The sequence below is a fragment of the Legionella sp. PATHC035 genome (assembly GCF_026191115.1).
Lineage (GTDB): Bacteria > Pseudomonadota > Gammaproteobacteria > Legionellales > Legionellaceae > Legionella.
Window position 1 is genome coordinate 503,843 of sequence record NZ_JAPHOT010000001.1, and the last position, 24,654, is coordinate 528,496.

The following is a 24,654-nucleotide window of genomic DNA, read 5'->3' on the forward strand; positions in this document are numbered from 1 at the left end:
AATGCACTGCATTTTTAATAAGATTTATCATTTCGTTTTTCTATTATCCAGGGTGCGCTATGCGACGAATATCAAGTTTGGGCTTTATAGCAATAACATTGCTACTTTTTTCGTTCTCAACTTATTCAGATACCGCATTTACACAGAGAAAAGATGTACAACTCTTTATCAAAAGCATGGTTAAGGAATATCACTTTAATGCTAAAGAGCTTACAGCCACTATGAATCAGGTAGTTATCCGCCCCGATATTATTGAATCAATGGAAAAACCCTATGAAAAGAAGAATTGGGATGTGTATCGCGATTTGTTTCTCACTCCCGCGCGTCTCAAAGGCGGGTTAGACTATTGGGCAGCGAATAAACAGGCATTAGACAAAGCACAGAAAAAATACGGCGTTCCTCCAGAAATTATTATTGCTATTTTGGGAGTGGAAACCTTATATGGAGAGAAACAAGGAGAACACAGAGTTCTCGATGCCTTAGCAACTCTGGCTTTTAATTATCCAAAACGCGCGCCTTATTTCACTAAAGAATTAAAAGAATACTTGCTTCTTTGTCGCGAACATGGAGTTCCTGCAACGCAATTCAAAGGCTCCTATGCTGGTGCGATCGGCCAACCCCAATTCATGCCTAGTAGTTACCGTAACTTTGCTGTTGATTTTAATAATACGGGAAAACGAGATATTGTCTCGAATAACGCAGATTCAATTGGGAGTATTGCGAATTATTTCTACCATCATGGTTGGCGGACCAATGATGGGGTTGCCCAACATGCCACAGTAATTGGTACTCGTTATAAACGAATTCAAGTCAATCCTAAAAAAGCCAACTATTACTATTCACAATTGATTGCAAATGGGGTTAGACCAGTCACCGCAGCACATAATCATCCTTCTCGCGCCGCCTTGATTGAGCTTGTAACCGCTCAAGGCAATGAATATTGGATCGCCTATCCCAATTTCTTTGTGATAACCCGATACAACTCAAGTCCCCAGTATGCGCTTGTAGTTTATCTACTGTCACAACAATTGAAACAGCACTGGACTGCCATGAATATAAAAAAACATAGAGCTTATGCCTAGGAATGGATACACTTTTTCTCTTTGCAAAACATCTTGATGAAGCAGGTTGTTTATGCCTCAAAATAAATGCAGATGGAGCATTAATTGCTCCCCCCGCACAACGTAGCTTTGCCGAAATTAAGCCGTTACAAACAGAATGTAACACTTTAGTTATTGAAACATGTGAACAGGTTAGCCTTCTTAATCTTGAGTTTTCATGGCTTCCAGACCGAAAGGCAAGAACAGCAATCCCTTATGCTTTAGAAGAAAAACTAGCACAACCCGTAGATGAGCTTCATTTTGCCTTTGATAAAACACGATATCAAAATAATCAGTACCTGATTACGGTGATCAGTAAACAACGAATTCGATATCTGATGCAATTCCTCAATGAACACGGAATGGAATTTTCAGGAATTACTGTAGATTGGTTTGCCCTGGAACCCCAAGAATTATGTGTTTGTGAAAGCACCTTATTGATTCATAGCGATGATTTTAAAGGGGCTCTTTCTGGAGAGCTAGCTCATATCTATCTAAAAAAGCATCCGCAACATCAACCCTTGCTTTTTGCAGACAGCACAATTCAAAGTGATTCTTCATTACCTAAAAAGCAGGAAACATCTTATACGTGGATTGCCCAAAGAATACTCCGATCAAAATTAATGAACCTCTGCCAAGGAGAAATGCAACACGGAAATAAATCCGATCTACTAAAAAAGGGATACCTGGCCGCCGGTGCTCTTTTTTGTGTCTGGCTAATCTCACTATTGGTAACGAATGGGATCAAATTGCATTTACTCAATAAAGAAACCCAAAAAATTGATGCGCAAATTGCAGTGATTTATCATGAATTTTTTCCTGATGCAAAACAAGTTATTAGTCCTAAATTTCGAATCACACAGCTATTAAAAAGCAATAACACGGAAGAGCAAAATCGCTTTTGGTTCTTACTCAATCAATTTTCCAAGGTCATGAAAAATGACCACAATACTCTGGAACAATTACGTTATCAAAATAAGACCTTATCAGTCACCTTGGTCAGCACTGACTTCGCCAGTTTAGAAGAATTGGAAAATGAATTGAAAAAACTGCAACTTCATGTGAAACAAACCCAAGCATCAACTCGTGAACAACAAGTTGTCGCCACTTTGGAGTTAATGTGAAAGCTTATATAAGTACACTTAATGAACGAGAAAAATGGATGTTAATTGGAACAGGATTGTGCCTTATCCTTTATGTGTATTATTTGTTTTTATACAGCCCATTGAGCCAACGAGTTGACCAAAAATCAAAGCAACTTATTGAAAAAACAGCTACCCTCCAGTGGATGAAAAAAATTCAACAGCAAAGTCATACAAAACAAACGAAAAAGCAAATAGTCGATAACAGCCAATTATTGACAACACTGGCCACACAACTAAAAAACGATACCAACTTAAAGTTTCCTTATCAATTACAACAAACTGGCTCAGGAGATATCCAAATTACTTTTGACTCAGTTGCTTTTAATTTATTTATTACCTGGTTGGAAAAAATAAATCAACGATATGCCATTACAGTAAAACAGTTTGAAGCAGACCGATCGAAAACGCCAGGCGTCACTCGTTTAATGATCCTGCTTAGTTCCGCTTCAAAAACTTAGCTTACTCTAGTCTGGATGAAACGCTGCGTACTCTTCGTCATTCCGAGTACAACGAGGAATGACGAAAAAGGGTTCCAGGACAAGAGTGATTCAAGTATTTCATTAAAATAAGGATATTCCATGTCAAATTCATCAGCAAAAATTGTCCGTTTTCACGAAACTGGGGGGCCTGAGGTATTAAGGCTTGAAGAGGTATCATTGCCAGAACCAGGGAAAGGTGAAGTCCGTTTGCGTGTTCATGCAATAGGTCTAAATCGAGCAGAAATCATGTTTCGCACGGGGCGCTATTTAGTACAACCACATTTCCCATCAAAAATTGGCTATGAGGCCTCGGGGGTGGTTGAAGCCGTTGGACCGGATGTAGATAAAAAAATAATTGGCAAGACCTACAGCACTGTCCCCTGTTTTGATCTAGGCAAGTATGGAGTCTATGGAGAAGTGGCTATAGTCCCCGTTTATGCGCTTGCGGCTTATCCGGAGAAACTTTCCTATGCGGAAGGGACTTCCATTTGGATGCAATACATGACGGCTTATGGAGCTCTGGTCTATTATGGACATCTCGCTAAAAATGATTTTGTTTTAATTACTGCAGCAAGCAGTAGTGTAGGAATAGCTGCCATCCAAATTGCACGAACTCAGGGAGCTATTAGTATTGTTACCACACGAACCACTAAGAAAAAAGCTGAATTACTCTCTTTAGGTGCCGATCACGTCATTGTTACTGATGAAGAAAATCTTCCTGCCCGTGTCGATGAAATAACCAAAGGTAGAGGAGTAAAAATTGTTTTTGATCCAATCGCGGGTAAGGGCATTGAGGTTTTAGCAGAAACACTCTCCCCAGGCGGAACCCTTTTTGTGTACGGTAATTTGTCTCTAGGGCAGATTACTCCATTCCCTCTTTTCACCGCCTTGAATAAGGGAATTTCCGTGCGGGGTTATACACTTTTTGAAATTAGTACTCAACCCGAGGCTCGCCAAACAGCTGAAAAATATATTTTTGATCACATCCAAGATGGATCATTGCAACCCAAAATTGCTCAAACTTTCTCTTTGGAGCATATAGTCGACGCGCATAAATACATGGAGTCCAATGAACAAATAGGTAAAATTATAGTAACTGCTTAATCGCACTAATCGATCTGAGTATCATTTATGTGTACCCTCGAGAATTGGGTTTGAGCGCAAAAGGTGCTCAAACCAATCCTCACTGTTCGCGATTGAGTGCTTACCCCTATTGTTGTTGCACACTGCTCCAATTAATCACTGAAGCACTACTTTTCAGTTCTGGGGGTAAAGAATTTAAGGCTTTTTGTGCCTCTTCAGGAGTACCGAAGGTTCCATATACTCCTCTATATCGCGTTTTGCCATCTCGCTCATATTTTACTTGAGCCATCCGATCTTTTTTAGGTGCTTTATACAAGACTTGTGCAACTTGCGATGCCTTGTCCCCTTCAGTCAATTCAATTGTATATCCTTTAGGATTTTGACTATTAACCCAAGTCTCATCTCTGTCTTTAAAAGAAACTGGAGAATGTAACTCTCCCACATGATATGAGTTAGGAACATTTACTTGCTGCTTTTGTTGATATCCATAATTATAATTCGCCATATTGTAACTATCGATATTATAGGGCCGTTGCGTGATATCTACATATGAATATGCTGGATATGAGATGTACTCATCTTTAGTACAGGAAGACATAGCAAAAGCACAAATTACTATAAGCGCTAAGTTTATTTTCTTATCCATAGTCATTCCCCTAATTTCTAGTTCTTATTATTTACTCCCTGACTACTATATCTACATAATTAGAAAAAACTTTAGAAATTTGTGTTGTTAAAGAACAAATTATGTCTTACAGTAATTATTTTTTTATTTAGACGGCTAAAACTTATGTGGACACATCGACGTTCTGGACAAACAAATCAACGTGGAAATCTGGATCATCGAGATCCTTATGAACGAGATCGTACACGAGTGATTCACTGTCCTGCCTTCAGACGATTGCAAAGAAAAACACAAATTTTAGGGACTGATGAAGGAGATTTCCACCGTACTCGCCTAACCCACTCTCTGGAAGTCGATTCCATTGGACGCAGTATCGTACACAACCTCTTAATGAACCAAGAAAAGCATATTGTTTTAGCAGGCTTACTACCTAATGATGATCTGATCTCTGTTATTTGCCTGCTTCATGATATTGGTCATCCGCCTTTCGGACATGGTGGTGAAGTAGCCCTTAATTATATGATGCGCAATTATGGAGGGTTTGAAGCAAATGGACAAACTCTACGACTGCTCACGAAGGTTGAAAGTAGTTATGGAACCTACGGTCTCGATTTAACCCGACGCGCATTGTTGGGTATTTTAAAATACCCGGTGAAACGCTCTACTGTCGTCGCCCCAAAACAGCCTCCAGTTCATGAATCCATTCATAAAACCATCAAAATTAATGACTGGTTACCACCTAAAGCTTATTTTGATTGTGAACAACCTGAGATTGATTGGTTATTGTCCCCTTTTTCGGATAATGACAAAGAATTATTCCAATCTTTATCACTAAAACCACATGGTACGAAAACAGGAAAATCTGCTTACCATAGTTTTGACTGCTCCATAATGGATATAGCCGATGATATCGCTTATGGAGTTCATGATCTTGAAGACGCGATTCATTTGCGTCTTATCAATTCCTCTCATCTGGATACGTTGGAGTTTAGACAGTTATTAGACAATACACTATTAAGCAAACGTAAAAATGAGTTAATCGACTCACTTTTTTCTCAGGATCTTTATTTAAGAAAACAAACTATAGGAGAAATGGTTAATTATTTTATAACATCAACCCAAATCATCATAGTCAATGAACAGTTTGAGAATAATTTACTCAAATATAATTTGGCACTTACTCCCGAAGCAAATGCCCTTCTGAATTATTTAAAACAATGTATCTACAATAACGTAATTGATTCCCAGGAAGCCCGTACTTTTGAATATGGAGGCCAAACGGTCGTACTTAGACTCTTTGATGCCATCAGTTCAAATCCTGGTAGTTTATTGGATAACAAAAATCGAGTTTTGTTTAAACAAGCTGAGGATGAAACGATTGCCTATCGAGTTGTTTGTGATTATTTGGCCAATATGACGGATGAGTATGCTTACAGAATGCATGAACGTTTGTTTGGGTTTAATACAAGAACCATTTTCGAGCGACTTTAAAGGGTACGTTAAACAAATTTCTCTTGCTAACAAGGTGAATAAAGGATTGTATAAAGATTAAGGAAAAAGCGTTATCGGAATGGCGTCATACGTAACCATATTAGCGTAACGTCATACGGGGATATAACATCCCGGATTACGACTTTGTCTAATCCGGGCTATACATTTAAAACTTAAAAGTATAAGTGTGCTCTTTAGCGATGAGCTTAGAAACCGCCTCATTATCCGTAGTAATATGTGGCACAGTAACGCTTATGCTGGGTTTATCAAAACAGCCACCACGATCTATATTAATGCTTCCTTTATTGATTTTAGGGATGATGACGCAAGAATCATTTTTCTTGCCAAAAAAGCCATCAAATTTTAATTTCATTTATATTACTCCAAAAATAGCTGGAGGCCGATTATATTTTAAATTGATTAAGGAAATATTAACGTGCGATCTTTTTGCTCAGAATAAAGTAATACATCGGGTGCGTCTGAGTCAAACCACGAGTATCTTTATAAACATTCAGGGAAGAACATTTTTAGATTAATAAAAGAGGCATTTAGAGAAACTAAAATGAAACGACAGATTAAATTTTTTTGTGTGTCTAGATTTGGTGAATGATTAGAAAATCCATGAACTATTCAATAGACATGGCGTCCCCAAGGGGGTTCGAACCCCTGTTACCGCCGTGAAAGGGCAGTGTCCTAGGCCGCTAGACGATGGGGACCTGGATCTTCTTACAATTTAAAAACTTCAAATGCCAATAATGGCGTCCCCAAGGGGGTTCGAACCCCTGTTACCGCCGTGAAAGGGCAGTGTCCTAGGCCGCTAGACGATGGGGACCTTGAACGTTTTTCCCATCAACATCAAAGATGTTGATGGTGGAGCTAGGCGGGATCGAACCGCCGACCTCTTGCATGCCATGCAAGCGCTCTCCCAGCTGAGCTATAACCCCTAAAATTAGGTTCGCAGTTTAATGAGCTCCCCATGATCTGTCAAGTATATTTTACATTTTTCATGAAGAAGTTTCTTTTTAATCGATAAAAAGATGGAATGACTATTTAACAGACTAAGGATAAAAAAAAGATACGCGCCAATAACCTGTCTTACTAAAGGAATGAAGAGTGAAATTTTATCTAGATAAATCATTATTTTTTATAAACTTTTTTTTTATCTGCTCCTCAGTTGGGAGTTTAATTCCATTGACTAATCCAATTAGGAATAGGAAATAGATAAACGAATATGAAATATCAAGTTGCCATTTTTTTAATCCATGTTTTGCTGAGCTTGGAAACGCATGATGTCCATTATGCCAACCCTCACCGTATGCAAGGAGAGCAAAAATCCAGTTATTTTTACTGTTATCCTGTGTATCAAAGTCTTTTTTACCCCAAAGATGACAAATTGAATTGACGGACCAGGTGACATGTTGTTGGAAAAAAACTCTGAAAAACCCACAAACAATTATTCCTTCAAAAAAAGAGTACCAATCCCTATACATCAGCCCATTAATGCCCCCTGGAATGATCAATCCAGAAAAAGCAATTAAGGTATAATGTTTGTTGATGAAGCGTAAATCTCGATCCAATAACAAATCACCAATGTAGTATCTCCAGTTTTCTAATGTATGTTGAGACATCCATCCCATGTGTGCATAATAGAGACCATATAATGACTTGGTCTTTTCTGGGATAGGTGAATGAGGATCAAATTCAGTCTCTGTGTACTTGTGATGTCTTCGATGCGCTGCTATCCAGAAGAACGGAGTTCCTTCGTAAGCCATACATCCAAAGCATGTCAATACTATTTTTAGCCACCGGTTCGCTTTAAATGAATGATGCGTTAATAATCGATGAAAACCAACTGTTACCCCTAACACAGTGCAGCTGTAACAAATCAAAAGCAGCACTAAAGTACCTAAATGGATGTTAAATAACATTCCCGAAGCAATGCTATAAATTGTCACCAAAACTGGAATCCAGACTATGGCTAAACTGTACCATTTTTCGGAACGCGATAAAGAACGGTACAAATGTAATTCGTTCATTTCTATCTCACTGTTGAAAACACCAATTTATGCATCATTTTTTACACCATTAAATTGAGTCAGACCCACACTAAATGCCCTTTAGCAAAAGATTCAAATAGTCGAGATTCCATAGCGGACATCATCGTCTTTACCTGCAATGCTCCAAAATAAAAATTGGGTTTAGAGTAAATATCAAAATCTAAGAGTGTGAGGGAGAAATTAAAGCTTCGTGGTGAACGAGACAATTGACTGCTAAAAAAACACCGAAGGACGTAAAAAAAATGCTCTAAAGGAGCATGATGATACTCTACAACAATTGAGTCGAGTACATGGCGTCTTTCGTTACTAAAGCGCTCGGTCAATGAAGAATTCTCTTTGAGTTTTAAATGGATTTCCCTTTCATTACAATGAATACATTTCCTAACGAACACACCGAGATAGAACATCAATACACCATAAAGCACAAAATTTAATCAAATTAAGCTTAATTATAGCATGTGTTTATATATAGTGTAGTGGGACTGCATTGAGCTGTTGTTTCGATAAATTTTTATGGAGGATACTTTTTTTCAAAGTTTCTAATTTTTTAACAAGATTCGCCCACAAGCGAAATATTAATTTGCATATTGATTAAAGTTTGTGATTTAATTATCATTTTAATACAATTTGTTATGAGCAGGTTAAAAATACATTCATTTCATTTCTAACACTTAATCTCCTGTTAAGAATAACGATGTATTATCTATTTTTTTGATTCTAGAAGGAGCTATTTTGTGCGTCAATATTCAGAAAATAAAAACCTGCAATCTTTACTAGAAAATTTAATTACTTCATATGAAACAGAGGTTAATTATAATCCCTTAGAAATTGATCTTGAAGCACAACAACTCACTGTTAAGGACGTCGATGCTTTAAAAGCATTTGTTAGTGATGATCGCAAGCGTCTCTTTATTTTCAAAATTAAAGAAAATGAACCCGTATCAAAGCAGCTCGCCCTCCATGCACGTCGCGCAGTATTAAATAAAACCGCAGAAACGATACTTAAAAATACATCTAACGTTCCAAAGATCAACCCTTTAAAATATGCATTGAATTCCAAGTCGCCTGCGGTTCGGCCGCGTATCCAAATTCAAAAAAGTATTCTTTTACCTAAACCTCCTGGTTCACAAAAAGTTGTTCACTTAGAACAGAGCGAACATGTGGTAAGCCCCGATCTGCACCTGGTATCCATTGATCTTCTCGAGCTTCCCGAGTTGGTCAAACAACTTAGAGCCTTAGGCATCGAGAATGTACAAGAATCAGCTATTCCTGTAATCAAAGAACATCACTATGCTTTTAGGGATGGTATTATCCCAAACAATCCCCCCAAAGGGTTTTATATAGACAAAAGCAAAAATGCATTTTGTTATACTGATACACCAAGAAAACTTCCTTCTCCTTTAGCACCGGTACTTAAAAAACAAGACACTTTAGTTTTGCCTTCACTCGAAGAAGCAACGGCGCTCTTACCTCAGCTTTCTCAACAAGTCATTTCAGCTCTTTTAGACACCCCATACTCAGTTAATCAAAAGAATACCTTTTTAACATTGCTTCCTTTATACGAAAATGAAATCAAAACATTACTTCAATTGCGACAACAGGATGAATTCATCATTCCGTTTCTTTGCAAACAATATCTACTCGGGGGTGAGGCACATTCCATCGTTTTAATCAGACTCATTACTGCCTGTTTAAATAAAAAAATCAATCTTGAGTTTCTCGAAACTCCTGAGGTACAAAATGCTCTTTTGAGCGCTCGAGGAATTAAAAATCTTCAAAAATTAGCTCAGCTTCCTGCAGAACAAAAAGAATGGTGGAATACCCTGGTTGCTGCACATTTAAACTATGATAAAAACAGTTTCGATTTTAATGTCTTTTTTGAAGCCTATACACAAATATTCCTTCCGCGGATTGCCGAAAAAAATCTAACATTACCTAACCCCTGCCCCATCAGACATGATGGTCATATACTCCTTACATTAAATAGGGTGCTGGATGTTATAGAGCACGCTAAAAATCCGCAGGAACAATGCCTTTCATTGTCGAATCTCAATTGGAGCTCAACAGGCGTACATTATGCCATGCTGCAAAAATCAGATGCCGAGCAATTGAAACAAGTGTCTGCGTGTATGCAAATTGAAACACCTGAGGATTGTGTTACTGATCCGGAACGTATTTATGTGCAACTCAACAATGAAGATCCCGAACTTAAGCCTTGGCTATTTCGATATATGGGACAACATTGGAAAACAGAAATTAGATTATCTGATATCCAGGCACAACTTTTAGAAATTGAAAAACTCGATTCGTGGACCTCTGCTCAAAAAAATCAATTAACTTTTATTTTAACGTGTGCCTATTCAAATAAGGATCCCCTGAATGTTGCCCAATGGAGAGATACCTTAAGTCTTTGCATTAATGCATTACAAAGCTTGGAGCAAAATGATCGTACCGATTTATTGCAGGCATTTTCGCGAGCCTTTAAATTTAAGCCGAACTTGTCATTCGCCCAAATCAATACCTTAATGAGCCAATGTATTGAGTTCAAAACTGCATTCCCTGATAGAAAAATCAAAGATGATTTCATTACACCACTGGTTTCATGCTTGGAAAATGAAGGGATGGAACTATTCACTACATTACAAGAACGTATTCAAAAAACAGATCCAGCACCTGAAGTCAACCAATTTTCTCTATCAACTATTGCATCATTTACAGAAATGCTGCAAAAGAAACGTCAGAGCTTATCGCCAGAACTCATTAAAGTATTGGCAAAGCTTAATGAACCCAATTTTGCTGATGATCAAATTGATCGTTTATTATTAGCAATAAAGGCTATACAGGATACAAAAGGCCCGGAATTTCATAGCGCGTTACTGAGTACATTAAGTCAAATCAATATCTCAAAGTCACAAGAATTACCTAAAATCGATAAGATTCAGTCTCTTCTGGAAACATTTGTCAGCTCAGAAGATATATTCATCCCTGCTGAATGCAACACTCCAGAAAAACAAGAAGAATGGTTAAAGGCACTCATCATAGATAAACATTTTTTACCTGGTTGTGTGCTTGGTAATGGAGATATATCCAAACTCGATGATTTAATTGTTGATGCTTTAGCTGATGCAATTAAAAAACGAAGTGCTGTATTTAAAGTAGACAAGCTGAAGAGCGAACTCCAAAAGAATTTGCAAAGCCGTATCGTTCCTCAACAATTGCGCGATAAATTAGATAAAACACTAATGCCACTTTTTGATACGGTGAATGATTTATTTTCTGAATTACAAAAACCGAATCCTCAATTCTCAGAAGCTCTTGAAAAATTCAAAAAATTTGAAGAAGAAAAACCTAAGTTGCTTCAGGAAACCTATGGTCTTAACATTGTCGGTCTCGAGGTAAAAACTCTAGGCGAATATATTTTAAGTTTCCTACTCACTGGGAAAAGAAAAGAGACTGATAAGACCACTGGCTCAGGTTTTGCTGCTGTCTTAGGGCCAGTTCATAGCAACTTAATTGTTTCTCCAATGAGAGCCTTCTTTGAAAATCCCAAGCATAAGCAGAGTGTCAAAGACTTGGATTTGGAGACTTGTCTTGGTTGGATGGCAAAGTTTAATGAGACACTCTCTTTAACTTTCTTTTTCAAAGAAGAGTTGATTCAGAAAAAAGTAGTGCCTGCTTTGAAAAAGACATTACATCAACTCAATACCCAAGATCCAGATTTTGAACGAACTATCCTTGATGAAGCAGCTTTAATCGATGAAAATGCTCCCTCACACATAGCGCTACAAAACTATAAAAATAAAATTGAGTCGATTGCCAATTATCTCAACTTGCTTATCGATATAAACTCACAACACCCACAACAATTCAATAAGATTTACAAACAACTGAGTACAGGAGCTCTAACACGCTTAAATTATGCCCAAAAACATATTTTAGCAGGTAAATTAATCAAAGACAGTTCAGAAAAGCTGGACCTTTATCTAAAGCTCACAACTCAAGCTTTAGAGGAAAATCCTACTGCAGATGATACCGCGATTGAACGAGCCATCAATGGCCTAGTGGATCTGTTTCATATAGCTGACCTTGAGCCCGAAACAGAAACCATGTTCTTCAAAATGAGCCTTGCTCACAATTTGAGAAATGCGAGCCCTTTTCCTCTTGCTGCATTAAACCAATTCAAGAAGTCCAATCTCCCTGAAGAGATTAAATCATCTATTATCAAGAAAATTATTCAATTTTTAGTGGGATTATCTGGTACGAATTCTGAGCTGGTTCAAGGCCTAATCCAACAGACCCAATTATTCTTGACTCAAAATCAAAACCAAGCAGAGCTATGCATTGCATTACTCAATAAAGTATCCCACAAGAAACCCGATCAAGATTTAACCACCTATCCTCTTATTCTCCAACAATTAGCCCAAATTGATCCAGAGAATCGAGTGAAAATTGCCACCATCTTGTGTGGGTTAGCAAACAATAAAAAAGACTCCACAGTGAATCTTCCGGCCTTGTTAGAGCTCACTCAAGGTTTGGGAAGGCGGCCTTCGGTGGAAGTTGATCGAGTCCTTAAATTATTTGCAACGAAGCCCTACCCTAATACTCAAAGTCTCAACTTAGCACTGAGTGCTCATGACTCTGAACAAATTCGTGCTTATTGTTTGAGCTTCGACACCAATCCTTTTGCTAAAGCGGGTGAACAAAGAGATTTGGCGAAGCAGTTTGCAACGGATCGAATAAAAGACGCACTACTCAGTTTACAAGACTTACTTCATGAAACCGATTTCCCGCATGCATTACAAATGCAGCTTGCCAAACAATTAACTTATATTGAAACATTAGGATACACCGACCCCTTAAATCCCAATAATTTCACAGGACTAAAAAAATTAACCGCCTGTTCACGCCATGATTTAAAAGAACGAGCCGGCACTCTACTTCAACAATTACGCTCAAAAACAATTAATCCAGAGCAAGTTGAAGAAACCTATCTCGAACTTTTAGCTTATTTACGAGAAATCTACTTTCGAACGACAGGTTTATTCCCAAATACGACACAAATGCTTGTATTATTACTTGCCTTAAAGGATCCCTCCTCCAATTTATTAATGCGTATCAAAACTGGGGAAGGAAAAAGTATTAATACACCAATGCTCTCTGTGCTTCAGTGGGCACAAGGTGGTACTGTGGTTCAATGGACTGCTAATCCAACTCTTCTGATTCGAGATTATGAGAACAGCTGTGAGCCTTTTTTTAATTTTTTGGGAATTCGAACAGCACTGATTCAAAGTAATACACCAACGAAAAATTTTATCCATGGAGGAATTAACTGCTCCACAGTTGAGGATATGGCCAGTTTTCATTTAGCTGCAAAAATAGATGGAAATGAAGATTTACTGAAACCGAAGGGACCTGTACATATTGTTTTAGACGAATGTGACGATGCACTTTTAGATCAGTTAACCCTTTATAAACTCGTTGCTGAAGCCGAGGCAGCACATGGTGACAACCCTGCCCAATGGGTATATCCCCTTGCCTATCAATTTGTTAATCTTCCTGCATTCCGTAAGACGAATCCTGCCTGGGACGAAGATGAGGATCTCGATCAATTTCGTATATTTCTAAGTAAACAAATCAACGAACAATTTAATGGCGATGTGGATAAACAAAATTATTTGATGGCATCAAGTAATACCCAACTCAAACAATGGATCCATGCCAGCTGCATCGCTGCTACTTTAGTGGAAAACAAACATTTCATAATGCAACCTGTCAAAGAAAAAGATGAGACAGGTCATGAGACCATAAAAAAAATTGCCTGTGTTCCTTTAATTCGCAGCACACCTAAGCTTGGTTCAATTTTCACTGAAGAAGTACAACAAGCGTTACAGGCTCGACTTAAAGCAGAACGCAAAGATCAAGCCCAGTATATTTTTATCGATCCAGTTCCCTCAGTACTTGCGAGTCAATCGGCACAAGGTTTAATCAAATTCTTCCAGAAGACCTTAGGACGTTTACTGGGAATCTCAGCAACTCCGGGAGATAAACGTGAGCTTGAAAGTTTGGCTACATCTTTGGGAATCCAGGCAGTCAGCGTAGCACCGCATGCTGGAGACAAGCGTATCAATCATGATCCGATTTTTACTTCCGATCGGGAAGGGACAATCAAAGCCATACATGAGACCTTCAATAAAATTAAGTGTCCGGTTACAAAAGTAAAATTAGAGATTAAGAATCCCAATGAAGAGATTCAGACCCATGAGCAAAAGCAAAAATTTTTTGAAGAAAGAAGAGAGGCCATTGAAGAGTGGAGCTACACTCAAACGCAACCCATTCTAATTGTGAGTGAAGATTTTGATGAAGCCCAAGCGATTGGTAACAGTTTAAAAGAATACGAAAAGCAAGGATTCATAATCCAAGTGATTACCGGTAAGGAATCTCCGGAACAACTCGAGAAACTCATCGAACAGGCAGGCAAAGTGAATACCATTACTGTTGGGACAGCGATGCTTGCAAAAGGTATAGATATCAATCCAGGGAATCACCCTAAAGGCTTATTTGTCATTCAAACTTACCCTGATACCGAAAGAATGACTACTCAAATCGGTGGTCGTGCTGCACGTAATGGAAAACCAGGTGAATGGTTGCCAATCTATCAAGTGAAGCCGCCTCAGAATTTACTCGATCAGTTTCTTTATTATGTGTTCCCGTGGACTCGGCACCGTATAAACGAACAATCAGTTGAAGCAGTAAGAAATAAAATCAAATTACAAGCAACTGTAGATAGGATATATACCCAGGCCATTGATGAAGCGCAACAGATACTGATGCAACAAATTGAAGCCTGGGAAAGCTTAATTTGTGAACTTTACCCGGACAAACTTCAAATCAAATTTGAGCTCTACCAATGGCGCGAAACACTTTTGAGTGAATTAACCCGTTCTCAAGATACCAATGTAACCGAGAACTCCCTGACTGAAAGTATTGAACAATTTAAAAAGTCAGCATGCAGACTTTGGGGAACTGCTCTTGAAGAAAAATGGGCAGCTAAAGCAGAGAAGGCATCTCACATGAGTTATGAGCAAGGCCTAAGACTTAAGTTTTTAAAACAGTTAGATTTCTCTCAAGAATTAAATATTCAAACAAAGCTGCAACAAAAAGGAAAACAGTTTTCAGCTGGAGCCAAAGCTTTAATGTACCAAAATCTTGAAACGATTATTGCGGATAAAGCAGGAGCCGTGCTCGAATATACCCAGCCTTCTGACCAAACCAAAAAAAGTTTACAGTTAGCGCAAAGTAAACAAGTTTTACCTTATTTGGCTGGAGCATTTTGTACTGTTTGTCCAGAGGCTATAGAAACACTTTTCCCTAAAAATACGTCTCAAAATGGTTCATTTGTACCTGAAATTATTCGAAAGGCAATAAATAAACTCATTGAACAAAAAAACAGAGTATGGCGCAGTGAGGAAAAACAAGAAGTTACTGAAAGCATCATCCAATTTTATCAAAAAAAATTAATGGAGTCAGATGATGAGCCCATTAAGTTATTATCCAAAGTCAAACCTTTAATCTTAAGCTACTGTAGTCAGTTAAACAATTTTTCACTCGTTGAACAGTTTAAAGTACAGGGCCTGGTACTTTCCTTTTCTACTCTTTATCGAAACTTAGGCTTGCCGGAAGACGAGAGTTTAGACACTTTGAAAAAGACCTATGACGAAGAAATAATGAAAAAATTGGCAGAATATCTAATCGATGAGTTTGATTGGGTACAAAAAAAGCCAGAGCCCTTCCATGCTTACTTCGAACGAACTGCAGCCAAAAATGCTGCCCTAGAAATTTATAATCTGGCTAAGGAGTTACATAATGTCCCTCAGGATAAAGATAAAATACAGGAGCTCTATTCAGCACTTGAGCGTCATAAAGCCGTTTTAAAAGATAAGTATCTGTTTTCAATAATTCACTCATCGCCTCGAAATGTAATTAACGATGCACTTGCTGCAATTGATTCATTAAATAACATCCCGCATTGTGATCTGGATTTTAGAAAAAACTGCCATGATAAAATTGTTGCAGAGCATCAAATTAATGCTTTTCGGAACTGTTTGGGCAATACATCCCCTTATTTCTTTAAGACTGTCGACCCTACTTGGACGCATTTGAAAGAAACACTCCTTAAAATAAGTCGTCAGAGTAAAGATAATCCCAGTCATGTGGTGCATGAGTTATATGAAGCGATCGAACGTTTTAGTTCTTATAATGCCTACCAGCCCTATCTAAAGCAACTTAATGCATTGAAAAAACAACTCGCATACTCAATAGGAGAATTGGGTAAGCCGGATGGACTAAATCAGGATGTACAGGAGAGTCTATTTGCACAAAAACAAAAACAGTTTGCCAACTTATTGAGGGTAAATCCAGAGCATGTACGTATCCAAAGTGGTACTGATGGCATCCAAACTTATATAGAATTACAAATCGAAGATGAACGATTGCAACAAGGATTTACTGGATATGAATCCTCTTTCCTTGAACGCGTTGAAGCGGAACGAAATGAATTACGAAGAGTTAAAACAGTTTTTGAAGAGAATAAAAATAATCTTCTTAATTTATCTGATGCCAAAGCGATTGAAACGCTTCCTGCACGAAAGCGTCCCGAATTTGAGAGATTATTCAAACTCAAAGAACTTTTAGATCGAGATTGGAATCAACTCAAAATCGATCACAATGATTTCCCTGAATTCATTCAAAAAAAACTGCAACATGTCGATGAATTGAAACAGTTGAATTGGCACGTAAGCCCTGTAAATCTGAATCAACTCAGAGGGCTTTTGGGTAAAGAACCTGATGGAAGTTTTACTGCCCTTCTTGATGAACAGTCCAAGCTGAAAATTAATCTTGGGGGAATTCGAAGTAAAATCGGGGATATTCAAGAACAAATCCGTTTACAGGAAAAAGAAAAATCAGACACGCAAAATCTCATTAAAACAGGACAAGACCGTATGCAAGAGTCTAATTGCCCCTCTTGGGAATGGTATATGTTAAAGGCTAAAAACCATTTTCTAGAAAAAAACGTCCAAACCTTTGACAAATACTTGGAAACACTTCGTGAAACTTTAAGTGAATTTCAAGGCGAAGAAACCGAATGTATGGATGCAATAAGCGATAATGACGATCTGTTGGATAGAAAAAGAAGCGAGTTTATATCTGAACTTGTTGAGCAGATTAAACACCATATGGCAGCTCATCTTGTTGAAGAAGCGAAACAACATGTTGCAATGATCGATAAGGAACTTCAAGAAACAGAGCCAGCTATTAATAAAATTGCAGATGAGGAAATCAAAAAATCACGCTATCAGACGCGCCGATTCTTCAAAACAAGTGAATTATTACGCTATGAAGCGCTCTTAACTCATGAAGAAGAAATGATATGTGGAAAAGAAGGGCCTATTGGAGAATTCGAATTAGAGGATGTTAAAAGTACAGCAGTATCAGCGTTCTAATGCTCTATGTAGCTTAATGCAGGAGGAGATCGCTCCTCCTGTCATCTTAAGAGTCGCGAGAAGCTACTCGCAGGATTTCTCGCTTCGCGCCAATTTTTAGCACTCTTCCTCAACCTGCAATTTTAAAATGTTCCCATATAATCCATTTTTCCAATAGTAACACCCAAACTTCTTAAGATGTCATAGGCTGTAGTCATGTGAAAGAAAAATTGTGGTATTCCATAATGTAACAGATAGGTTTGACCATCAAATTTACGTTCTTTTGGTGTTCCCGGACGAATAATAATCTGTCTCGTCTCACTGCCATTAATATGTTCTGGAAGAATGCTGGAAAGAAAGAACAGGGTTTTTTCGATACGGCCACGTAATTCAAAAAATGTTTTCTCATTATCTTCAAAAGCAGGCACTTCCATATCTGCCAAACGAGCGGCAACACCTTTAGCAAAATCAGTCGCAATCTGTACTTGACGCGTGAAATTGAACATATCTGGGAAAAGGCTTGCTTGTAAAAAAACGTTGGGATCCATTTTATTTTGATCAATATGGGATTGTGTTTTTTCCAAAATTGCGTTTAATGCCGTAAGCATTTGTTTGAAAACCGGTACCGAAGCCGAGTACATTGAAATATTTTGTTTCATCCTTTTTCCTTGCTGTTAAAATTCTGCTGCGAATTGTAATAAAGAATATTATCTGAAGATCGTCTATTATAAAATCGATTATTTATTGAATTCCGATTTCATTTTACGACCGCAAAAATCTTAATCATTAATGGCGTGATTTTTACTGATAACCGGTATTTTGGGGGCATTTATAAAAAAATGGGACTGGGGAAATTACCAGCTGATGCATCATTCAGAAAAACAACTTCACTTTTTATTTCTCTAGTACTCGCTGCATCCTTATTAGTCGGGTTATTACGCTTATTTTTTGGTTTTTCAATAAATAGTCATTACTTGAAATCATTGACAACAATTTAATAACAATGATAAAAACATCACACACCCTAACTGATTAGGTATAAAAATGACTAAATTTTACGCTTTTCTTTTGATGGGTTTACTCGCTGGTACAAGTTTTGCCAAACCATGTATTAGTACACATAGAAGCTGTCTTAAACTTAAAAACCAAAATGCTCAATCTGCAAAAATTGAATGCAATTGGTTGAATGCAGTGGCTTCTGTGGGGAACTCACAGGGTTCGACGCAATTGGATTTAAGCTATGGCGATGGTCTTGGTGCTCCCGAACCGAGGCAGCTGTCTTGCAAACTAACAACTGGGCAGACAAAACAAGGTTTTGAGTTTCATAATCCCTATTGGGGCTCAATAATCGAATTTAATCTCATTTCGGAACGAATGCTTGAAGTCTACGTGACTGATGGATGGAGCTCCAAGGAAACACGGTATACATTCAGTTGGTAATTTTGACTCGGTTGGGCTTTCGCTCAACCGAAATCTTAATGAATCGACCAGAACCTCACTCTTGGGTAGATGTAACCAGACTACAATGCTCTCTCAGCGGATTTTGACGATAAAATTGGGCAAGTAAAGAATAAATCTCAGGATAATAGTGTTTTATTATTTCGGGTTTTTCGAAAAATAATTCAGAAAACACTGCAAAAAATTCAGATGGTGAGGTAGCCGCATAGGGATCAATCGGAATAGGCTCATTTTGTTGGAGTCGATTGACCAAATCATTGTAACCTGAATTAAAAACCTCAGCCCAATGTGTCGCAGACATTCCTTTATGAAGTGGAGGAAATCCATTCGCTCGACCATTTCGCATATCCAACTTGTGAGCAAACTCATGGATCACCACATTACGGCCATTAAGTCCACCATGATGTTGTGCATCGTCCCAAGAAATAATAACAGGCCCACGTTGCCATGATTCCCCGCTTAAATGAGCTCTCCCCAAATGTTCTATTCCAAACTCATCGATTACTTTGTTTTCGCGTGAATATGCCCCGGGATATATTATGACTGAAACCCAACCCTCGTACCAATCAAGGCCAAGATTCAAAATAGGAAGACATGCCTGTAACGCGATACTTAACTGCATAGGAGTCGTTATCTGCAGATCGCCAACCCCCTCCAATGATTTGTAATAAAGAAACAAAATGGCTAATCGCTTTAGTTTTATCTTTTCTTGCTCACTCAAGCGTCTCAATAAAAATAAATTTTGAAATGCCTCATTCCACTCATCATTCCTTATCAGTGAGTGACGTATGATGCGTTCACACCACCATTCCTTCAACCTGCGGAACATTCCGCCAACCCTACTGAAACAAAAAAACGGAATAGTTCTGTTGAAAAAACACGACGCAGTCTTTTAATAACATAAAATAATATTCTCATTTTTTTCTTTAGTTGCATTGCTTTCTTCCCTGATTGTCTTCGCTATTTGACTGATATCTTGAGCTGCACCGCTCAACAAGATTCTAAATCAGCAGACTGTATCCGTCTTCTCCTAACCCATGCCGCTCCACTTGAGAAAGATTTATATCCCGATCTTGACTATTGAAATGGACTGGATCAGCTCTACCCAACACATAAGCACTGAGATCAGCGTATTCAATTGGCTTATCATCAGATTGCATCAACTCTTTGATTGCATTAAATCTCGATTGATTCAACGCCTCAACCAGTGCTAAACCAGAGGCAGTTGTCTTATAAAAACTATAGCTGTACCGGTCTCTTTGCAATGCAATTGCGAGGATGTCCCTAAGTATAAAACTCAACTGCTCTTCACTATAAAATGCTCCATGTTCCAGCTCAGTTTTCATTTTAATTAATAGTTGTCCCTTTTTACCTTGTTTGCTTTCAATGGTCATATTATTTTGAATAACCTCTATTAAATCAGATAAGTCTGCTTGGGTTAATTGATTTTTTTTCTTTTCTAAATGGATTCGTTCCGGTTCTACTTTTAAACATAATTCATCGGGATCATGAGACGTTGTATCAACGAGTTCACGGTGCGTTTTATTTAGATATTTTGCGGTATTTGAAACTGTTATTTTTGAACCATCCTGAGAATGTAAATTTCTACTTTTAGGGATAATATTTTTAATAATATTGGTCAGAGTTTGTGTCCATTTAATTCGCTCTCGTTCAAACTCGTTAATGATCTCAGATTGCTCAACATTTTCTCCCAAATTTGCCAAGCTGCCCACTCGGCCCAAGAATTGGTACATAATTGCTCTACTGAGTTTCCTGATTACAGGAATGACATCAACCCCATAAATCAAATGTTTCGCATCATTGTCTTTTTTAAGATCCTGGAAAGCCCTTAAATGAGCTCCCAAAATAACCTCTTCTCTCACTTCACAATGTTTGGGATAAGTAGGTCTTATAGGTATATGGAATTTAGCAAGAAGTTGATCCACAAATTCGCCAGTATCATCACCTACCTCAAGATAGGGATAAAGTGTTTCGACATAATTTAAATTTTTAGAGCGAGATAAATCAACCGCACGATTAGCCAATGAATAGTTAAAAAAATCCAAAAAAGCAGTGTAAAATAAATTACCTGGTACAGGATCCAAAAGAAGCAAATTCGTTTCCAGATGAAAGCGATCAATTTGGGATAATTTGAGGGTTGCCAAAATCGCTGCAATACCACCTCGACTTAAGCCAATGCAGTTTAACTTTACTTTATATCCGTCTTGAATGAGCTTTTTGACCACCTCGACAACCTGATCACTTTGCTCCTCCAATCCCACACCAAATAAAACCCCTTTGTAACCATAATCAATACCACAACCATTAAAACCCATTTTATAATGAGTAGCATCTTTATCTTGATTAACCTCTTTGGCTGAGCAGATACGTTCTCCCCTACAATCCTGCATCAAAACCCGATGCAAATGGGTATGAGGTTTTTCAATTTCGTAGATAGTTCCTTCAAAAATGGCGGTTAAGGTGATTTCTTTCATTAGGTATCCCTTTGAGCAGGCAATTTTGTGTGTATTCTAACAACTTAAATGAACAATTAACAATCATAGTAATCACATTTTGAATTCAAAATGATTTAAATCAAAATAATTTGATATCAATCACTTAGAGCAGATTTTTCTTCAATTTTCTTATGGGGGGTTGTTTTCGTTGTATCAGTTTGGTTAAATCAGAACTTTAAATATTTACCTTGTATAATTTTAGGCTTTGAAATAGAACCTTAGATCAAATACATGAATTGAAAATGAACTCCAGTCTTACAATGAATAAGTCACTCGTTTGCCTAATAAACAAATTAAACAAACAATTCAATGATCTTGATTTGCATTTACATGCAGTGCAACACCAAAAGCAAGAGCTCGAACATCAAATTCAACATATTGAAGAGCAAATCGATCAAACTATCCCCAACTCCCTGACGATGAATCCGGAAATTGAAATCAATTGGCTTAATTTCGTCATGCAGCAGCAAGAAAGAAAAGAAGCGATGACTCGAGATCTTAAAAACTGCCACGAACTCGAAAGTAAATTAAACGAAAAAATTACTCGCGTTAAAATGGAATTAAAAACGATAGAACATTATTTACAACGAGAAGCGGACCATCCGAAAAAAAGGGCTTAGTTAAGCAAGACAATATCCCCTCATACACTCCTCATCTGTGTTCCTCTCAACGGCGATCATCTCTGATACTGATTCTTTTGCATCAGAAGTTTCGGAACTTACAGCAATTAATGTACTCATTGAGCGAGTCGCTAAAGAGAGTAAACTGTGAGGAAAACTTATAATAGCCAGTAAAGCACCCACAGCAGATGTTAAGAGAGCTACTCCGGTAAAATAGAGTGCAAATCCAGCTAATTCAAGTACATTGTTTCGGAGCTTTGTAGCACCAAATAAGTCAGCGCCGGCAGCAATAAGGTATGTCCCCATGCTAGCAACAGCCGCAGCCATAAAAGCAAATGCAGAAAATCCAGAGAGAACAAGGCCACAAAATGGATAAAAACCTGGAGCAATTAATTCGCCTCCGAACTCACAAATATTTTCATAGGGAGTAAAAAAACCAGGGCGCTTTCTGTACGTTTCAACCGATCTATTTTTGATCTCTTTAATGGTTTGTCCATCAAGAATGTAATAGAGTTCTTTTTCACCGAGTAAATAAAGCATCAATATCCTCCTCCCCGCCTTTCTCCCAAAGCGAGCTTTGTTGAATTTAAGATCAATCCCACAAGGGGAATTCATTCATCAGTTGGACTTATGTCCCATTTGATTGGTTCCTTCTCAGGAATGACAAATATTTTTTTGCAGTGATCATATTTTTCCAAGCTATTCACAAAGTCCACAACAAGAGGGAATTTTTTGTTTATCTTAAATAAGCATACTAGTCTGGATTTCAGTAGTAGATGCCTCATTCATACATTCAAGGACATCAGCACCGACGGTAGCGAGACTACGAGTAGCCAACGTGATTAAAGAGCATGGAATACTCAAAACCGCCAATAAAAGGCTTGATGCTGCGTTTGCAAGCACATAACCGGTAAAAGATAAGCATTGGCTGGCAGCAGTAAGCGCATCATTATGTAATTGAGTGTAACCCAATACTCCAGCCCCTATGCCAACAAACCAACTTCCCAGGGCAGCAAAAGGCAAAACCACGCCCGCTATAATTCCAACTAAACCTAAAGCCGCAAATCCTAACGGATAAATAACCGGCGCGATTAAACCGCCAACAAATTCTTTACCATCTTGATAAGGCATAAAAAAGCCTGGACGCTTTTTATAAATCTCAATAAATCTTTTTGCTTCACCTGACAATAAATGATTGGGATCATCCCGATCATTAAGTACATAGCTAATCTCATCTAAACTGATTAATCCTAACATACATCCCTCATTGCGTTTAGTTTTTGCCCATGCTAAAGAGATGGTTTGTTGATGTCAATTTATTAATGTAAAAAATTTAAGCCCAATACTGAATTGAAATTGATTCCATAGTCAATGAGCGATCATTAGGCCCCCTTGACGTTTCTTAACTCACGCCATAGCCGTCTGGGCAAGAAAAATATCCAATAGGCTATTCAAAAGTCCAATAAAATTGTTCAAAAAAATAAGATAATACTTCAAGCTCAATCATCCAATCTCATAAGAATTAATTCATTCCTAATTGGTGATTAAAAAACCATTTTGCGTTATAATTAATGAATTCAAACATGCTTTTTAGTGTAAGATGACCTATACATACAACCAAGGCAGTTTTACTTGCAATAAACCTGAATTGTTCATGGCGGTGTGCAAATATAAAGATCACTCTTATATGATTGTTGGGGTTAAGGATACTAAAACGCAAGAGCAACTTGTACTTGCAACCTTTGGGCGTAAAGGTTTTTTTGGAACCCTCTTATCGACAGAAAACATGCCCAAAAAAAGTCAAAGCCTTATTGAGATGCAAGCCTTTACTATTACCGTAAATCAATATGCGGATCTCATCAAGTTCTTAGCAAAAATGAAAAAGAATCGGCGCTCAAATGCTGCGAGCTTCGCTGTACCGACCGCCTGGATTGAAGCAGGACATGAGTCTGGAGAACAAGTTAGTTTTACCTGGTTAAATTCCAATAATAAAATCGAAGACCTGAGTGAGCAGAGATCAGATCAGGCGAATGATAGTGGTTATGAGCCAGATCAAATCAAGCCGGGAATTTCCTTGGATTCCAATTGTAGAACTAATGCGAAGTATATCACTCAAACCACGATGGGAGTTGACTCATTACCTAATGTTTCCTCCCTTTTTTTCACTTCTCTTCCCTTTAAAGCAAAATTATGTGACGGTAAGATCAAAGAGAAACTATTTATTTATCCCCCTCCTTTGCCAGTACACCAAAATCCTGAAGATAAAGCACAATGGGACATTTTAAAAAAAATGTACGGGAGAATGGATAAAATTGCCAAATCCGCATCGGGTAAAAACATGGATAGCAGTCATGAAAAATTTGATTTAATCAAAACCCTCTATCAAGAACAGTACAATAAATTGACACAGGGAAAACAGAGCATCAACGACTTATTGGGTGATATTCAGCGTTATATATCTGAAGGCGCCAATGCAACGATTATTGATAGGCCTCGAAGATTTGCGTTTTTTAAAACATCCACAAGAAAAATGTTTGAACAAATTGAAAAGGAAAACCCGTTTCAAAATGACGCTTCCAAAGTCAATTCATAGAAATAGGG

The 24,654-nt window shown here is 37.9% G+C and carries 18 protein-coding genes and 3 tRNA genes; 10 read left to right on the plus strand and 11 right to left on the minus strand.

Annotation, left to right across the window (positions count from 1 at the left end; genetic code table 11):
* The first annotated feature begins 59 nt into the window (after nucleotides 1-59).
* The 4 genes from mltB (at nucleotide 60) to OQJ13_RS02320 (ending at nucleotide 3,828) form a co-directional block, all read left to right on the plus strand.
* Nucleotides 60-1,082: a lytic murein transglycosylase B gene (mltB, locus tag OQJ13_RS02305; protein ID WP_265708901.1), complete on the plus strand. Its 1,023-nt coding sequence runs from the start codon at nucleotides 60-62 to the stop codon at nucleotides 1,080-1,082.
* Nucleotides 1,083-1,084: 2 nt separating this feature from the next.
* The gene (gene gspL / locus OQJ13_RS02310; RefSeq protein WP_265708903.1) at nucleotides 1,085-2,224 is read left to right on the plus strand and encodes a type II secretion system protein GspL; all 1,140 of its coding nucleotides are present in this window, start codon (nucleotides 1,085-1,087) and stop codon (nucleotides 2,222-2,224) included.
* Nucleotides 2,221-2,703: a GspM family type II secretion system protein LspM gene (gene lspM, locus OQJ13_RS02315; RefSeq protein WP_265708905.1), complete on the plus strand. Its 483-nt coding sequence runs from the start codon at nucleotides 2,221-2,223 to the stop codon at nucleotides 2,701-2,703. The genes gspL and lspM overlap by 4 nt, the downstream gene beginning before the upstream one ends.
* 120 nt (nucleotides 2,704-2,823) lie before the next feature.
* Entirely contained in the window at nucleotides 2,824-3,828 is a 1,005-nt protein-coding gene (locus tag OQJ13_RS02320; protein ID WP_265708908.1) for a zinc-dependent alcohol dehydrogenase family protein, read from the plus strand.
* A gap of 106 nt (nucleotides 3,829-3,934) precedes the next feature.
* On the opposite strand, the gene OQJ13_RS02325 is transcribed toward OQJ13_RS02320, so the two are convergent.
* Nucleotides 3,935-4,453 carry an SPOR domain-containing protein gene (locus OQJ13_RS02325; protein WP_265708910.1) on the minus strand — a complete coding sequence of 173 codons (519 nt, stop codon included), beginning with the start codon at nucleotides 4,451-4,453 and terminating at the stop codon, nucleotides 3,935-3,937.
* Between the two features lie 144 nt (nucleotides 4,454-4,597).
* Here OQJ13_RS02325 and OQJ13_RS02330 point away from each other — a divergent pair, with 144 nt between their 5' ends.
* Complete coding sequence (locus tag OQJ13_RS02330; protein WP_265708911.1) at nucleotides 4,598-5,923, plus strand: anti-phage deoxyguanosine triphosphatase; 1,326 nt, start codon at nucleotides 4,598-4,600, stop codon at nucleotides 5,921-5,923.
* A 166-nt stretch (nucleotides 5,924-6,089) separates the two neighbouring features.
* Here the strand turns inward: OQJ13_RS02330 and OQJ13_RS02335 are convergent, their stop codons facing one another.
* The 5 genes from OQJ13_RS02335 to OQJ13_RS02355 form a co-directional block, all read right to left on the minus strand.
* The gene (locus tag OQJ13_RS02335) at nucleotides 6,090-6,296 is read right to left on the minus strand and encodes a hypothetical protein (RefSeq protein WP_265708913.1); all 207 of its coding nucleotides are present in this window, start codon (nucleotides 6,294-6,296) and stop codon (nucleotides 6,090-6,092) included.
* Between the two features lie 267 nt (nucleotides 6,297-6,563).
* A tRNA-Glu gene (locus OQJ13_RS02340) sits at nucleotides 6,564-6,639 on the minus strand.
* A gap of 40 nt (nucleotides 6,640-6,679) precedes the next feature.
* Nucleotides 6,680-6,755: transfer RNA gene (locus tag OQJ13_RS02345), tRNA-Glu, on the minus strand.
* 36 nt (nucleotides 6,756-6,791) lie between these two features.
* Nucleotides 6,792-6,867, minus strand: a tRNA-Ala gene (locus tag OQJ13_RS02350).
* Between the two features lie 177 nt (nucleotides 6,868-7,044).
* A complete protein-coding gene (locus tag OQJ13_RS02355; protein WP_265708915.1) occupies nucleotides 7,045-7,959 on the minus strand; it encodes an acyl-CoA desaturase in 915 nt (304 codons plus the stop codon).
* 755 nt (nucleotides 7,960-8,714) lie between these two features.
* Between OQJ13_RS02355 and OQJ13_RS02360 the strand changes: the two genes are divergently transcribed.
* Nucleotides 8,715-17,480 carry a hypothetical protein gene (locus OQJ13_RS02360; RefSeq protein WP_265708916.1) on the plus strand — a complete coding sequence of 2,922 codons (8,766 nt, stop codon included), beginning with the start codon at nucleotides 8,715-8,717 and terminating at the stop codon, nucleotides 17,478-17,480.
* 122 nt (nucleotides 17,481-17,602) lie between these two features.
* Here the strand turns inward: OQJ13_RS02360 and OQJ13_RS02365 are convergent, their stop codons facing one another.
* Nucleotides 17,603-18,118 (minus strand): DUF1993 domain-containing protein, encoded by a 516-nt coding sequence (locus OQJ13_RS02365; RefSeq protein ID WP_265708918.1) that lies wholly within the window; start codon nucleotides 18,116-18,118, stop codon nucleotides 17,603-17,605.
* 212 nt (nucleotides 18,119-18,330) lie between these two features.
* Between OQJ13_RS02365 and OQJ13_RS02370 the strand changes: the two genes are divergently transcribed.
* Entirely contained in the window at nucleotides 18,331-18,426 is a 96-nt protein-coding gene (locus OQJ13_RS02370; protein ID WP_265711872.1) for a DUF2905 family protein, read from the plus strand.
* Nucleotides 18,427-18,503: 77 nt separating this feature from the next.
* Nucleotides 18,504-18,899: a hypothetical protein gene (locus OQJ13_RS02375; RefSeq protein WP_265708920.1), complete on the plus strand. Its 396-nt coding sequence runs from the start codon at nucleotides 18,504-18,506 to the stop codon at nucleotides 18,897-18,899.
* Between the two features lie 55 nt (nucleotides 18,900-18,954).
* Here the strand turns inward: OQJ13_RS02375 and OQJ13_RS02380 are convergent, their stop codons facing one another.
* Together OQJ13_RS02380 and OQJ13_RS02385 are read right to left on the minus strand one after the other, a co-directional pair.
* Entirely contained in the window at nucleotides 18,955-19,746 is a 792-nt protein-coding gene (locus OQJ13_RS02380; RefSeq protein WP_265708921.1) for a zinc-dependent peptidase, read from the minus strand.
* Nucleotides 19,747-19,918: 172 nt separating this feature from the next.
* The gene (locus OQJ13_RS02385; protein WP_265708922.1) at nucleotides 19,919-21,412 is read right to left on the minus strand and encodes a hypothetical protein; all 1,494 of its coding nucleotides are present in this window, start codon (nucleotides 21,410-21,412) and stop codon (nucleotides 19,919-19,921) included.
* Between the two features lie 263 nt (nucleotides 21,413-21,675).
* Here OQJ13_RS02385 and OQJ13_RS02390 point away from each other — a divergent pair, with 263 nt between their 5' ends.
* Nucleotides 21,676-22,053: a hypothetical protein gene (locus tag OQJ13_RS02390; protein WP_265708923.1), complete on the plus strand. Its 378-nt coding sequence runs from the start codon at nucleotides 21,676-21,678 to the stop codon at nucleotides 22,051-22,053.
* Here OQJ13_RS02390 and OQJ13_RS02395 read toward each other — a convergent pair whose 3' ends face one another.
* Nucleotides 22,054-22,593, minus strand: a complete 540-nt coding sequence (locus tag OQJ13_RS02395; protein ID WP_265708925.1) for a hypothetical protein — start codon at nucleotides 22,591-22,593, stop codon at nucleotides 22,054-22,056.
* Between the two features lie 201 nt (nucleotides 22,594-22,794).
* Entirely contained in the window at nucleotides 22,795-23,310 is a 516-nt protein-coding gene (locus OQJ13_RS02400; protein ID WP_265708927.1) for a hypothetical protein, read from the minus strand.
* Nucleotides 23,311-23,653: 343 nt separating this feature from the next.
* Between OQJ13_RS02400 and OQJ13_RS02405 the strand changes: the two genes are divergently transcribed.
* Nucleotides 23,654-24,646: a hypothetical protein gene (locus OQJ13_RS02405; protein ID WP_265708928.1), complete on the plus strand. Its 993-nt coding sequence runs from the start codon at nucleotides 23,654-23,656 to the stop codon at nucleotides 24,644-24,646.
* Nucleotides 24,647-24,654: the final 8 nt, after the last annotated feature.

Bases quoted from the DNA above. Each gene is read 5' to 3' on its own strand.
- gspL (WP_265708903.1), top strand. From the start codon at position 1,085: ATGGATACACTTTTTCTCTTTGCAAAACATCTTGATGAAGCAGGTTGT.
- OQJ13_RS02355 (WP_265708915.1), bottom strand. From the start codon at position 7,959: ATGAACGAATTACATTTGTACCGTTCTTTATCGCGTTCCGAAAAATGG.
- OQJ13_RS02405 (WP_265708928.1), top strand. From the start codon at position 23,654: ATGACCTATACATACAACCAAGGCAGTTTTACTTGCAATAAACCTGAA.
- OQJ13_RS02325 (WP_265708910.1), bottom strand. From the start codon at position 4,453: ATGGATAAGAAAATAAACTTAGCGCTTATAGTAATTTGTGCTTTTGCT.
- OQJ13_RS02380 (WP_265708921.1), bottom strand. From the start codon at position 19,746: ATGTTCCGCAGGTTGAAGGAATGGTGGTGTGAACGCATCATACGTCAC.
- OQJ13_RS02365 (WP_265708918.1), bottom strand. From the start codon at position 18,118: ATGAAACAAAATATTTCAATGTACTCGGCTTCGGTACCGGTTTTCAAA.
- OQJ13_RS02400 (WP_265708927.1), bottom strand. From the start codon at position 23,310: ATGTTAGGATTAATCAGTTTAGATGAGATTAGCTATGTACTTAATGAT.
- mltB (WP_265708901.1), top strand. From the start codon at position 60: ATGCGACGAATATCAAGTTTGGGCTTTATAGCAATAACATTGCTACTT.
- OQJ13_RS02385 (WP_265708922.1), bottom strand. From the start codon at position 21,412: ATGAAAGAAATCACCTTAACCGCCATTTTTGAAGGAACTATCTACGAA.
- OQJ13_RS02335 (WP_265708913.1), bottom strand. From the start codon at position 6,296: ATGAAATTAAAATTTGATGGCTTTTTTGGCAAGAAAAATGATTCTTGC.
- OQJ13_RS02390 (WP_265708923.1), top strand. From the start codon at position 21,676: ATGAACTCCAGTCTTACAATGAATAAGTCACTCGTTTGCCTAATAAAC.
- OQJ13_RS02395 (WP_265708925.1), bottom strand. From the start codon at position 22,593: ATGCTTTATTTACTCGGTGAAAAAGAACTCTATTACATTCTTGATGGA.
- OQJ13_RS02375 (WP_265708920.1), top strand. From the start codon at position 18,504: ATGACTAAATTTTACGCTTTTCTTTTGATGGGTTTACTCGCTGGTACA.
- OQJ13_RS02320 (WP_265708908.1), top strand. From the start codon at position 2,824: ATGTCAAATTCATCAGCAAAAATTGTCCGTTTTCACGAAACTGGGGGG.
- OQJ13_RS02330 (WP_265708911.1), top strand. From the start codon at position 4,598: ATGTGGACACATCGACGTTCTGGACAAACAAATCAACGTGGAAATCTG.